This is a genomic window from Parendozoicomonas sp. Alg238-R29, from assembly GCF_947331445.1.
GTDB lineage: Bacteria > Pseudomonadota > Gammaproteobacteria > Pseudomonadales > Endozoicomonadaceae > Sansalvadorimonas.
The window spans coordinates 39,884-52,976 of sequence record NZ_CAMZOG010000001.1 but is presented as its reverse complement, the minus strand read 5'-3'; the positions used below and the strand labels follow the sequence as shown (position 1 = coordinate 52,976).

The 13,093-nt window shown below is 48.2% G+C and carries 14 protein-coding genes; 11 read left to right on the top strand and 3 right to left on the bottom strand.

The annotated features are described in order from the left end of the window. The first annotated feature begins 51 nt into the window (after positions 1-51). A complete protein-coding gene (locus tag QMA35_RS00280) occupies positions 52-939 on the top strand; it encodes a sugar nucleotide-binding protein (protein WP_281645118.1) in 888 nt (295 codons plus the stop codon). 67 nt (positions 940-1,006) lie between these two features. On the opposite strand, the gene QMA35_RS00275 is transcribed toward QMA35_RS00280, so the two are convergent. Together QMA35_RS00275 and ccoM are read right to left on the bottom strand one after the other, a co-directional pair. Next, positions 1,007-1,711 carry an OmpW family outer membrane protein gene (locus QMA35_RS00275; protein WP_281645117.1) on the bottom strand — a complete coding sequence of 235 codons (705 nt, stop codon included), beginning with the start codon at positions 1,709-1,711 and terminating at the stop codon, positions 1,007-1,009. A 51-nt stretch (positions 1,712-1,762) separates the two neighbouring features. Then, the gene (gene ccoM, locus QMA35_RS00270) at positions 1,763-1,888 is read right to left on the bottom strand and encodes a cytochrome c oxidase subunit CcoM (protein WP_281645116.1); all 126 of its coding nucleotides are present in this window, start codon (positions 1,886-1,888) and stop codon (positions 1,763-1,765) included. Between the two features lie 244 nt (positions 1,889-2,132). Between ccoM and QMA35_RS00265 the strand changes: the two genes are divergently transcribed. From QMA35_RS00265 to QMA35_RS00220, 10 genes are all read left to right on the top strand, one after another. Beyond that, the gene (locus QMA35_RS00265) at positions 2,133-2,879 is read left to right on the top strand and encodes a DUF3450 family protein (RefSeq protein ID WP_281645115.1); all 747 of its coding nucleotides are present in this window, start codon (positions 2,133-2,135) and stop codon (positions 2,877-2,879) included. After that, positions 2,876-4,303, top strand: coding sequence for a MotA/TolQ/ExbB proton channel family protein (locus tag QMA35_RS00260; RefSeq protein ID WP_281645114.1), 1,428 nt, complete (start codon positions 2,876-2,878; stop codon positions 4,301-4,303). The genes QMA35_RS00265 and QMA35_RS00260 overlap by 4 nt, the downstream gene beginning before the upstream one ends. Next, positions 4,300-4,806 (top strand): MotA/TolQ/ExbB proton channel family protein, encoded by a 507-nt coding sequence (locus QMA35_RS00255; protein ID WP_281645113.1) that lies wholly within the window; start codon positions 4,300-4,302, stop codon positions 4,804-4,806. Before QMA35_RS00260 ends, QMA35_RS00255 begins: the two co-directional genes overlap by 4 nt. Next, positions 4,803-5,204 (top strand): biopolymer transporter ExbD, encoded by a 402-nt coding sequence (locus tag QMA35_RS00250; RefSeq protein ID WP_281645112.1) that lies wholly within the window; start codon positions 4,803-4,805, stop codon positions 5,202-5,204. The genes QMA35_RS00255 and QMA35_RS00250 overlap by 4 nt, the downstream gene beginning before the upstream one ends. After that, positions 5,204-5,848, top strand: a complete 645-nt coding sequence (locus QMA35_RS00245; RefSeq protein WP_281645111.1) for an energy transducer TonB — start codon at positions 5,204-5,206, stop codon at positions 5,846-5,848. Before QMA35_RS00250 ends, QMA35_RS00245 begins: the two co-directional genes overlap by 1 nt. After that, positions 5,845-7,038, top strand: a complete 1,194-nt coding sequence (locus QMA35_RS00240; RefSeq protein ID WP_281645110.1) for a hypothetical protein — start codon at positions 5,845-5,847, stop codon at positions 7,036-7,038. Before QMA35_RS00245 ends, QMA35_RS00240 begins: the two co-directional genes overlap by 4 nt. A gap of 18 nt (positions 7,039-7,056) precedes the next feature. Continuing rightward, positions 7,057-7,929 (top strand): DUF72 domain-containing protein, encoded by an 873-nt coding sequence (locus tag QMA35_RS00235; protein ID WP_281645109.1) that lies wholly within the window; start codon positions 7,057-7,059, stop codon positions 7,927-7,929. Positions 7,930-7,967: 38 nt separating this feature from the next. Further along, on the top strand, positions 7,968-10,505 hold the full coding sequence (hrpB, locus tag QMA35_RS00230) for an ATP-dependent helicase HrpB (protein WP_281645108.1): 2,538 nt from the start codon (positions 7,968-7,970) through the stop codon (positions 10,503-10,505). 131 nt (positions 10,506-10,636) lie between these two features. After that, on the top strand, positions 10,637-11,755 hold the full coding sequence (locus QMA35_RS00225) for a hypothetical protein (RefSeq protein ID WP_281645107.1): 1,119 nt from the start codon (positions 10,637-10,639) through the stop codon (positions 11,753-11,755). Positions 11,756-11,827: 72 nt separating this feature from the next. Further along, a complete protein-coding gene (locus tag QMA35_RS00220) occupies positions 11,828-12,187 on the top strand; it encodes a hypothetical protein (RefSeq protein ID WP_281645106.1) in 360 nt (119 codons plus the stop codon). A 62-nt stretch (positions 12,188-12,249) separates the two neighbouring features. Here the strand turns inward: QMA35_RS00220 and QMA35_RS00215 are convergent, their stop codons facing one another. Beyond that, positions 12,250-13,032 (bottom strand): ParA family protein, encoded by a 783-nt coding sequence (locus tag QMA35_RS00215; protein WP_281645105.1) that lies wholly within the window; start codon positions 13,030-13,032, stop codon positions 12,250-12,252. Positions 13,033-13,093: the final 61 nt, after the last annotated feature.

The following is a 13,093-nucleotide window of genomic DNA, read 5'->3' as shown; positions in this document are numbered from 1 at the left end:
GAATTGTTCTGATATGATCGTTAGCTGATTCATTACACCGTCGGGTACTCCATGGAAGTTCTTGTCATTGGGGGGAGTGGGCAAATTGGCCAGGAGCTTTGCCGATTACTGAAAAGTCACCAGATCCACTTCCAGGCTCCGGATCGCGCGCAACTGGATCTTGAAGATCATCGCACTGTGGTTAAGTTGATCGAAAAGTGGAAACCTGATGTGGTTGTTAATACCGCTGGGTATCGAGCTGCTGGCAATGCGCAAAAGGAACCATCCCGTTGCTTCAGTTTTAATCGTGATGGCGTATCCAACCTTGCGGACACCTGCAATAAGGTAGGTGCTGCGCTGGTTCAGATTTCCTCATGGAGGGTTTTCGACGGCACCAAGAAAGAACCTTACACAGAGAAAGACACACCAAATCCAGAAAGCGTACTTGGAAACAGCTTTTGGCAGGGAGAGCAGCAGATTCATCAGCGCTGCCCACGGCACGTTATTCTGCGCCTGTCATGGATCATCAGCCATTGGGGAAGAAATCGGGCAACTCGCTTGCTGGACAGCTTTCAAGATAACGGAAGTCCACTACCTGTATTCACCAGTTCTCACCAAAGAGGGTGCCCAACAACCGCGGAAGATGTAGCCCGTGTACTTCTCGCGATTACTCAGCAAATAGGCTGTAACTCAAACTGTTGGGGTACTTATCATTACAGTGCCGCAGAGCCAACCGATGAATACACTCTTGCAGAAGTTATTCTCGCGGAAGCTTCGCAATATCTGGACATCTCCAAAGACGCACTACCGGAAGACAATACAGAGAGAGAGACTGTTGTTAATGCCTGCCTCGACAGCCGTAGCCTGCGACACACCTTTGGCATAATGTCCCGCCCCTGGCGCAGCGCTGTTACCCGTTTGGTGCGGAATTATTTTGAACAACACAAGTCTTCAAACTAAAAAGGCATAATGAACAAAGGCCATCACTTATGATGGCCTTTGTTCATTATGCCGAGGCAGTTCTAGGTTAAAACTTATAATTCAAGCCAACCATGTAAACCAGAGGGTCGAGTTCTACGTCCACCTTATACTTGGTTCCGTTAGTGGCGTGCTTAAACGTGGCTTCGGTGTCAATATCTATCCACCATACCGCAGCATTAACGCCCAGGTTTTCGGTCAGCGCATAGTCAAAACCAGCCTGAACAGCTACACCAAAAGAATCATCCAGTTCCAAACTACGGAATGCTGCTTTATTACTGCCCTTGAAATCTTCATCAAAGAAAGTGGTGTAGTTCAAACCTGCACCAACATAAGGCTGGAATGCAGAGTCAGAGGCCATTGGGTAGTACTGCACTGTCAGGGTTGGTGGCAGGTGCTTAACATCGGCCAGCTTACCTAAAGAACCCAAATCGCCCTTAGTCTTAATTGTGTGACTGAAAGGTGTTGCTGCCAGCAGCTCGATACCCCAGTGAGAATCAAGCATGTAAGTCATAGACAAGCCCAACTGGGTATTGCTATCAACATCCACAGTTGTGGCACCACCAGCACCTGCATTCAGAACAGTGGAACCATTCGCTTTGAGCTTGCCGCTGTCAACACTGGGATCAACAGTTGCCGCACCTGCACGCAGGATAAAATCACCAGCTTCATAAGCTTGTACGCTGCCAGCAGTTAATACCAGAGCAGCAGAAACCGCTGCAGCAATCCCTGAAAGTTTCATAAATTTATTCATTATTCTTAGCTTCTTTGCTGTGTGTTGGGTGTGTTGTTGTTTTTACTGATATCAGGAGTCAGACTGATCACGCTTCCGATGACTGTCTTTGTAGACGAAAACTCCGAATCCCCCCATAAAGGCGACCACAAGACCTATAGTCAGAACTCCGGCAATTACCAGTGCTTCGAAAGGCATGATCCACTCCTTGCGTGCTCAGTCAGCTTTGGTGTTATTTTTGGCTTACTGCTTACATAGCGCTTACATAATAACCATACATCCAGTACGGCTTTTACCTATTGACGCAGATCAAGAAAACATCAGCATTTTTTTCTATTGCTACCTCGCACGCCCCCTTGGATAATGGTCGGGAAGGAACATGCAGGCTCTTGGGAACAGGGATCTGACGCCAAATAAAAATAATGAATAGAAAAGGTGCCCGATGCTGCGAGCACTCCTCCTGGCAATTACTCTTTATGTAGCCTTTCCCGCTTATGCTCTGGAAGACACTCCCGAGGGCATTATTGCGGCACAGGTTGACGCCCAAAACGCCTCTGCGAACAGCCAGAAGCGCATCAATCAGTTAGATGATGAAACCAGGGTTTCGCTGGAAACATATCGAGCCCTTCAAAAAGAGATTGAAACCCTGTCCCAAGATAATCAGTTACTGGAACAGCATGTGGGTCGGCAGAAAAGAGCCATTGCCCGACAGTCTCAGGAAATTGAAGATACCCGCCGATTGCTTAGTCAGCTCGATGATTTCAGCAATCAACTCCAACGCAACCTGATACAGCTGGATCAGCAGTTTCCATTCAAACCCAAACAATCTCCTGCCGAACTGATTACAGCTCTTGATTCTCCAGAGAGCACACAAAGATTTCTGGCAAGCCTCAAACTTTGGCGAGAAGAGCTTAATAGTGGCTCCAAACTGACAACCTGGGACGGACAACTCAAAAATGATCAACAGGTTGAGTTTGTTCGATTGGGGCGGGTTGCTCTCTATTACCTGACGCCAGATGGTAATGATGCCGCCATGTATCTTTCCGATACAGCAGACTGGCAGCCATTAACACTCTCACAGATCAGGGAGCTGATTCGGGCACGGGATATCGCCCGCAATGACAGAAAGTCCGGCTGGCTCTACCTGCCTGTGCCAGACATTGCTCTGGCGGAGGGAGAAAGCCAATGAACTCTTCCAGAAGGTTTTTCTCTTCTTTACTTTTTGCACTGATCACTTTCTTGCCTGTGAACACAGCTTTTGGAGAAACAGTTCTATCTCCAGAGCAACTTCTGAAAGAGTTGATGCAGCAAACGCTTGCTGACGGAAATAAAGAAAAAACAAACAATCAGCAACGTGAGCAGCGCTTTCTTGCAGAAAGAGATAATCAGGCAGCCAAACTTGCTGAGTTAGAATCGCAACTCAAAGCTCTCAAGCAGCAAAATCAGCAACTACGAGCTGAACAGGAAAACAATACCCTTACTCTCCAGCAGCTAGCTGAACAGAAAAATACTCAACTGGCTAACCGTGATCGTTTTACCAACAGCCTGAATCAGGAATTCCAAAACATTGCTGAGCAAGCCCGCTTGCTTCCGGTCACAGCACTTACACCAGGCCGTTTAGCCTTATTCCAGAACCTCAGCCAATCTCCAGAATTGCCTTCACCCGAAACGTTAAAAAACGCTTTGGCCGCACTTCAGTCTTTGGTAAAAGACACCGGCTTAGCCGGGCCTGTGGATGTGAGTGTGGTTCAGTCGAATGGCTCGGAACAAATCCAGTCGGTGACCTTTGCAGGCCCATTTGCAGCCAATAACAATGGTAACTTCCTGATTTATCAACCTGAGCGTGACCGCCTGCTTACGGCTCCTCGTCAACCAAATATGTTGACCCGTATTTACGCGGCTAGCTTTCGGGGAAGTCGTGGCGACGCCATGGCCATAGACCCTGAACACGGCCAGATTCTGCAACGCATGGCAACAGAACCTACGATGTTTGAACAGGTAAACAACGGTGGTGCAATAGCCTGGTTGATTCTGATTTTTGCAGTAGGTGGAATCATTTTTACAGGAATACGCATACGGTTTCTTAATGCAGAAACCCTTCGCGTGAATCATCAGAAGTACAATCTTCACGCACTGTCTGAAAACAATGCTTTGGGGCGGGTTTTGCAGGCCTGGCAGAATTCTGCACAAAGCGGCAATACCGAATCGCGGGAACTACGGCTGGATGAAGCAGTCATGGCAGAAATGCCACGCCTGGAAGCGGGTCATAGCGTCGTCCGATTGATGGCAGCCCTTGCACCGATGTTGGGTTTGCTGGGAACAATTGTTGGTATGATCGCTACATTTCAGGCCATGACCCTTGGCGGCGGCCGGGAACAATTAATGGCAGCAGGCATTGCGCAGGCGCTGGTAACAACCGCTGCAGGATTGCTGGCTGCAATTCCTCTACTTGCCGGACATGCACTGATTACCTCTCGCAGTAAGCATTTGATGCTGACTCTGGATAAACAGGCTGCTGGATTACTGGCAGATTTTCAGGAGAAGGAAATTGCAGAACAGCAGGCTGCAAGCAGGGAAGAATCAGTAACAACGAAAGCGGAAGCCATTTTATGAATATGGCCTCTGATCTGCTGCAATTTCTTGACCGTGGAGGCTGGGTGTTATGGATGATATTCCTGCTCTGCACAGTACTTTTATCTTTGCTGGCTGAGCGCGTCTGGTTTTTTGGTCACTACACCCAACACCTGAAAAAAACCATTAATCGTTGGAAGAACAGGCAAGACCGAAACTCTCAGGATGCCCAGATGATTCGAACATCATGGCTGGCTCAGGAACAACAGAATCTACAAACAAATTTCCACATAATTCGAACGCTGATAATGATTTGCCCCCTCGCAGGCTTGCTGGGCACGGTAACGGGCATGATTGAACTGTTTAGCCAAATGGGGCAAAGCGGCTTGCCAGAAAGCGATCAATTATTAGCTGGATTAACCCGCATTTGCCTGCCGACCCTTGCGGGGTTAGCAACAGCCGTTACTGGACTTTGGCTATTTACTCTCTGCCAGAATGCGGCTCAAAAACGATTGCAAACCCTTTCCAGAGGGCTGGCACAATGAGACGAGCCAGACGCCATGCTCTACAGGAACCGGAAGAAACCGCTGTTGATATGACGCCAATGATGGACGTGGTTTTCATCATGCTGGTGTTTTTTATTACCACAGCCACATTTATTAAAGATTCCGGCTTAGAAGTTAAGCGCCCACAAGCCAGCTCAGCAATTGAATTAAAAGAACCAGTCACAATCACTCTGCAGGCGGATGGACGACTCACATCTGACAATTCCACCATTCCCGTCGCGGCACTGGGGGTGTGGTTATCCAGCAAGCATCCATTAGATAGCGCGATTGCAGTTCAGGCCGATGCCCGTGCTCCCAGCGGTCAGCTGGTCGAGGTTCTTGATGAATTGCGCCTTACTGGCTTTACAAATATTGCCTTGGTGGCAGACCCTCTGTGATGGCAGGTGCTTCGAGTGTAAGTGCACGACTACCTGTCGTATTGATTGCCGGTGTTACTGGCAGCTTTCTATTATTCAGCCTTCTGCATAGTTTGTTGTATCAACCAGCAACAGCCAGTCGGCAAGAAAACACCGCCCCTATAAAGGTCACAACTGTTTACACCGCAGTTTCGCCGAACCAGCCACAAGAGTCTCAGGAAAGCTCTCCTGGCCATAAGCCTGTGCAACCCAACCCACCACTGAACACATTAACACCAACATTCACAGTTCCGGCTATTGCTGTAGATACAACCACAATTCCAGACACAGGACGTTTTCTAGCCACTCTCCCTGACCTTCCTGCTTTAGCCCCAGCGGCAAAGCCACAAGTTACTCCAGAAACCGACATAGTTACCTTATTTAGCGTTCCTCCCGAGTATCCGCATATTGCTAAACGCAGAGGTATTGAAGGCTGGGTCGATATTCGCTTCACCATCACCGCAAATGGCTCGGTGGAGGATATGGAAATTATCGATGCCCAACCTTCGGGCATTTTTGAAAAATCAGCCCTGAAGGCGTTGAAACATTACAAATTCAAACCCAGAGAGATCAACGGAAAAAAGGTGGCTCGTAAAGCACGTCAGCGGTTGAGGTTTCAACCATGACGCATATACGACTTTTCATTAGCATCTCACTTCTGCTGTTAAGCTCGCACCTTTATGCCAGCGAACTTCATACCCAGCTGGAAAATGCCAACCTGTTTATGATGGCTGGCCAACAGGAAAAAGCGGAGCCTGCTTTTCTGTCCATCGTTAAGCAGACACAATCTGGCGACCCACTGCGTACTAATGCGCTGATTCAGTTATTGGATATTGCAGAGAAACGGGGCGATCCACGGCTGGCATCAAGGTGGGTTGTTGAACTCCTGCCCGCTTACCCAACAGGCACACAACAAAGGGTGAATTTGGAACTTCGTCTGGCACGCCATCAGGTGACTCTCAACAATTTTCCTGTTGTTGTTAACCGGCTGGCGCCATTAATTGCAAAAAACCCTGATAACAGAGAAATTTCTCTTCTTGTCGCTTATGCACTGGTTCAACTCGACAGATTCAAAGAAGCTTCACCAGTGATTGATCTGGCTCTTACAGGTCATAGCAAACCTCCCAAAACCTGGCTGGAGTTACAACTCCATATTCGCTGGGCATTGGATAACTGGAAACCTGCCACTGAAACACTGTTACAGCTTCTCGCTTTAGAACCAAACAACAGTGAACGCTGGCGACAGTTAGCAAGCTTATATTCCTATCAAGACAGCACTGCAAATGTGCTTGCCAGTATGGAAATTGCACACCGCCTCCAGCCTGAAAAAGCATCATTAAAAGAACTGACCCGTGGAACTGTCGTATTAAGGGCGAACCAGGGGCAGCCTGCTTCTGCTGCCATTAAACAGGAGCAGGCTATCGCATCGGGAACCATCGCAAACAATGAAGCAAACTGGGTGCATGCGGCTTCCCTTTGGTTGCAAGCGAAAGAAACAGAGAAAACTCTCTCTGCACTGAAGAAAGCGGGAATAGAAACAGGTGAACCGTTGTGGTTACGGGGAAGGTTATTACTGGCCGACGAACGATGGCGGGAAGCTGCACAGGATTTCCAAAAAGCCGTTAAACTGGGAAAACTGAAACACCCGGATCATGTCGCGCTCCTGGCTGGTTATGCGTGGTGGCAAGCAAAAGAAATTTCCAAAGCAAAATCAGCATTCCAGCAGGCTCTTGCATTTGACGACACCCATCAACCAGCGCAGGATTGGCTGCAATGGATTGATTACATGACTGAGCAAAGTACAGAGTTTAATTAGATTCGTTTCAAACAAGCTATGAAGTTATCTCTGGGTCTTGCCCAATGGTCTACCGCACAATGGCGTGGCCAACTGTTCAGCCCCGACGAAGCGGGCAAACATACTCTTCGCCAATACAGCAGTGTTTTTAATTCTGTTGAAGGCAATACTACTTTTTATGCTCTGCCCAAAGCAGAAACCGTACAAAAGTGGGCAGAGGGTACCGCTTCCGGTTTTGAGTTCTGCTTTAAGCTTCCCCAAAGTGTGACCCACCGGGGAGTTCTTGATGCCAATACCCCTGAGCTAACGGAGTTCTTTCAGCGCATAGAGCCACTGGAAGAACATATTGGCCCTTTTATGCTTCAGCTCCCGGCCAATATAGGCGCAGCCTGCTTACCGGCTCTAACAAGCTTTCTTGATCAACTTCCCTCTCAATTCCATTACACGCTGGAAGTGCGGAATCTCATCTTTTTTCAAAAAGGTGAAGAAGAAAAACAGCTCAACCGCATTCTCGCTGAAAGACAGATTGATCGCACAAGTCTCGATAGCAGAGCGCTATTTTCCGCGCCTGCCGACAGCGAAGCCATGATTGACGCCCAGCAGAAAAAACCACAACTTCCCGTTCATGCCGTTGCCACTGGTAAAAGACCAATGGTGCGTTTTATTGGGCGTATGGAAGAGGAACAAAACACAATTTACTGGCAACCCTGGTTAAAGAAACTTGTGCAGTGGCTGGAGGAAGGCAAAGAACCTGTCGTATTTATCCACACTCCGGATAATCTGCAGGCACCAACTCATGCTCGCTTGTTTTATCAACAGCTCTCCCAGCTGGTTAAATTACCAACTCTCAATACTTTTCCAGCAGATATTGTTCGTCAGGAAAACGACCGCCAGGATGACCTGTTTGGCTGATTCCCGTTAGAATCATCAGGTTCATTCAGGAATTCTCCATGCCCGTTCACGCATCTGCCATTGATCTACCTGTTTCCGCTGTACTTCCCCAACTACGGGAATCCCTTTCAGCCAATGATCGCCTTTTATTACAGGCACCTCCCGGTGCAGGTAAAACAACGCTAGTCCCTCTTGACCTGTTAAATGCAGATTTCCTGACTGGGCAGAAGATTCTGTTACTGGAACCCCGCAAGCTGGCAGCACGTTCTGTTGCCCGGCGCATGGCTGAACTTCTTGGTGAAAAAGTTGGCCAAACCGTTGGCTGGCGTATGCAGCTGGACACTCGCATCAGCAAGTCCACCCGTATCGAAGTAGTCACCGAAGGTGTTCTTACCCGTATGCTGCAATCTGATCCTTCTCTGGAAGGTGTTGGGCTGGTGATATTCGATGAGTTCCACGAACGAAGCCTGCAAGCTGATCTCGGCCTGGCATTGGCTCTGCAAAGCCAGGCTGGTTATCGGGAAGATGACAATCCACTGAAAACCCTGGTGATGTCAGCCACTTTGGCAACTGAAGAGATATCTGAATTTCTCGACTGTCCGCTCATACAAAGTGAGGGCCGCAGTTACCCGGTCACACTGAATTATCAGAGCAAACCTATTCCAAGGGATGATCGCAGGGAAATCATTAAACAGTGTGCTGCCACCATTCATAAAGCCTTAAATTCCCACGAAGGCAGTGTTTTGGTTTTTCTTCCCGGCACTGGAGAAATCAGGCACCTTGCCAGCACACTGGAAAACTCTCTTCCTGAAAACACAACACTGCATACCCTTTACGGTGATCTTGATAAACAGGCTCAGGACAAAGCTATTCAACCCGCAACGGAAGGGCGGCGCAAAGTAGTTTTGGCAACAGCCATTGCAGAATCCAGCCTGACAATCGAAGGGGTTCATATTGTTGTGGATGCCGGGCTCATGCGTGTTCCCAGCTTTGATCCACGATCAGGAATGTCCCGCCTGGAAACCCTGCGTGTTTCCAAAGCCAGTGCAGAGCAACGTGCTGGCCGTGCCGGGCGTCTTGCTCCCGGACATTGTTACCGGCTATGGACCGAACATGAACAACAGCAATTGACTGCTCATACACAGCCAGAAATTATTGCTGCGGATTTAGCTCCTCTCGCTTTGGAGTTATTCACTTGGGGGGTGAGTGAGGCCTGCGAGCTGGACTGGCTAACCCAGCCACCATCATCCACATTTGCCCAGGCTCTGGATCTTTTGGAAAGACTGGGAGCTATCCGCAAGAATTCAGATAGCCGTGTACACATCACCAACCACGGAGAACATATGGCCAGGCTTGGTTTACATCCAAGACTTGCTCATATGATGCTTATCGCAAAAGAACACCAGCAGGAGTGGCTGGCTGCACAACTCTGCGTATTGCTGAATGAACGTGACCCGTTGGCAAGCCATCGTGACGCTGGAGCGGATATCAACCTGCGCATGGCTATTCTTGAGGGGCAACACGTTCCCGGCCTGCCAGTTCCTAAACAGGTTTCAGGGCGGATCCGGCAAGTGGCGTCCCAGTGGAATCAGCGACTAGGCAATCCCAAGCGATCACGCTATGGGAATGATGATATAGCCCGGTTACTTGCCAGCGCTTACCCGGATCGTGTGGCAAAACGCCGTGGTCAGGATGGCCGCTATTTAATGAGCAATGGCCAGGGCGCCTCTTTTCGTACCCAGGAACCACTTTCAGCCACAGATTACCTGGTAATTCCCTCCCTCGGGGGACACCGCAATCAACGTGAAGCGAATATTTTTCTTGCTGTAGAAATCAGCATAGAAATCATTGAAGAGCTGTTTATAGATCATATTGAAGAACAGGAAGATATTGGCTGGGATAAAAAATCGAAATCCGTTATTGCCACTCAGGTCGAACGCTTGGGGGCACTGACATTGAACACTCAGCCAATCCCAAATTTCAACCCAGCGGTTCTATCCAAAGGTTTGCTGGAAGGCATTCGCCAGGAAGGGCTAGAGGTTTTGCCGTGGGATAAAGCCAGTGACAGCCTGCGTAACCGAATCCAGTGTCTTCACCGGATTGATAACAGCTGGCCAGACTTTTCCAGCAACAGCCTGCTTGAGAGCCTGGAAATCTGGCTGGAGCCCTTTCTGACTGGCATGAGTCGCCTCGATCATCTGAAAAAACTCAATCTCACCCAATGCCTGCAATCGTCTCTGGATTGGCCCCGTCTGCAGGAACTGGATAAAGAAGCTCCGGAAACTCTGGAAGTCCCCAGTGGCTCTAATATCCGTATTGATTACAGCAATTCGGTAGAGCCGGTACTGAAGGTAAAACTTCAGGAGCTGTTTGGTCTGCTGGAAACACCTCAACTGGCCTATAGAAAAGTGCCTTTGACTATTGAGCTGCTGTCACCTGCCCAGCGCCCGGTGCAGAAAACCCAAGATTTACGCAGTTTCTGGACAAACACTTACCAGGAAGTAAAAAAGGACTTAAAAGGCCGATATCCAAAGCATTACTGGCCAGAAGATCCATTTACAGCCAAAGCAACCCGCTACGTCCGACCCAGATCCTGACTTTGAAGCCCCGTAACAATTCTCAGCATTTCCATAAGAACTCCTGAACCTACCTGCCAGTCTAACCTTCGCTCACTCCGTTTTCTTTCCGGAAACGGGGTGATAGCAGGCGTGTGCAAGCTGGAGAATTTATGAGTAATAGCCCTAAATACTTACTGAACCGTAGTTTTAAGCCGGAACTGGTTTGTCTCAGAACTGTACCCCTTATTGTTGTAGCAACAGCATTTCTGAACATCTCAACTCCAGCATCTGCTGAACCTTCGCCCCCTGTCACGGCATCAACATGGTATGAAGTCACCCGCGGAAGACCGTTGATCAACAGCTGGAATTCAGAACATTTGCCTTCAAACTTCGACGAATGGCCTCAGGATACAAGAACTCAATATCTGGAGAATCAAGAGCAAATCTCAGCGACTATCACACGCCTGAGTCAGATGAAGTGCTCCCAACTCCCCTGCCTTATCGCAAAAGATCTGGCAGGCCAGCTTTATAACAAATCCGGAGATTTAAAACATAAGTACGAAAGAGGCATAAACCGGGCAGAAATGGAGAACCGCAGCACCACAGTTGCCGCCATTGCTCTGGGAGTTGGGTCTATTATCGCCGGAGCCACAACAGGTAATATTGCGCTGATTGTCACAGGCATCAGCATCAATGCAACCCACCTTGCCCTGAACTATTCGATTACCAACGGAACCGCAGAGGAATTGAATCAGGAGCTGGAACGCACCAAAACGATAATGGCTTCAGAGAAGCATACCCTCGATAAAATTGAAAAAAGTCTGGAAGAAGCAGATCGACTGGCAGAAGATGCCCGCACCAGAATCTTGCGTAATCTTGCTCTGGAGTATGATGGCCAGCCTATCAATTTAAAAATTCCAGAACTGATTACTCTATTCAAAAACAGCCAAGACCTGCCTGCCATAAGCCTCGAGAAAACCAATACAAAAATGCTCGCCATACGCTTTGCTGACTTTCTCGAAGCCCAGCTAGAGGATGAAGTGTTTGCTCTGAACATATTCAACAAAACCACCAGAAATCGCGCAGGCAACACCATAGAAATACCATTGATATTCAAAATAATACGCCATGGCGACCACCACTTTGCTGTTATTCCCGGCAAATCTGGTCATGTTTATTTCGAATTCCGTGAAGCAGGCCAGTTGTTGTCCTTTTTCGCCAATCTTGCAAGCCGATATCGCTCTGAAGAGGTGACTTTTATAAGGTTGATTGCTCATGAAACCTCATAATCTCTGAAATCAGACCATCCATTCCTCTGCTAGTATTTTCCTAACGAAAACTGCACAACAGGGAGTTGTGAGATGAGAAAGTCATGGAAGGTAGTGGGATTGATAGCAGGAATTGGCCTGGCCACACAGGCCATTACAGCGTCTGCAAAGATTACCCTCGGAGACAGTAAGTCGAACCGGTTTGGTAAAGGCGAATCTCTTACCACCAACTGGTCCAGCCTTCACAGCAACCCCCTTGATAACACTTATCAGGAAACTATTCGGGTTATGTCCGTGTGCGTGGACGGCCGCAGCTTTGTTGTTTCCATGGCCATGGCTGGCGTCTGGGATACTACAAGCAATGCTGGCGCCGGTGCCGGCGCGGGTTCAGGCATTACTCAGGTGTTTGATAAGGATGAAAATGGGAATATGACACCCGTTCGCTGTAAGTAAGGCTTACTGAAAAAAAACGGCGGACTTTTGATCATCAAAGGCTCGCCGTTTTTATTGTTGCCTTATGCTTCGGCAAGAGCTTCTTCTAAATATTCAAACAGTTCCAAATACTGCTTAGTCAGCTTGTGATTAGGAGCCAGATACACAAGAGGCGTTGAAGCATGATGAGACTCACGCATTTTCACCGACTGTCCAAGATAAACCGGCAAAACCGGATAACCTTCATCCTTTAGCTCTTCAATCAGCTGAGTAGGCAGATTTGCCTGGGGCTGAAACTGATTAACAATCACGCCTTCCACAACAAGATCATTATTGTGATCTTCCCTGAGTTCGTGAACTTCACCCATGATGGCCATTAACGCCTGCTGTGAAAATGCATCGCAGTCAAAGGGAATCAAAACGCTTTGGGAAGCAATCAAGGCTGAACGTGTGTAGAAATTCAGGGCAGGCGCAGTATCGATATAGATGCGATCAAATTCTTTACTTAAGGCTTTCAGTGCATCTCGAAGTTTGAAGATTTTGTGTTTGCTTTCCAGCTTAAAAATCAACTCTTCAAGTTTTTGGCTGGCTGGCATGACACTGAGATTTTCAAAACAGGTGTCGTGTACAAAATCTTTCGGTTCTTTATTAAAGAGGTTGAACGACAGGCTTTGCTCAAAAAAATCAGCAATTGTATTACGCAGATCTTTTATATCCTGCCCCATAAGGTATTGGCTGGCATTACCTTGAGGATCAAGGTCAACGACCAGCGTTTTATAACCTTGAGAAGCAGATATAGCTGCAAGGTTGCAAACAATACTTGATTTACCAACCCCGCCCTTTTGATTGAATATAACCCTGCGCATGCTGATGCCCTCTTATGATGGAAAAAGTTAATCAGGGTGATTCCCTTAAATCAAGGGCGCG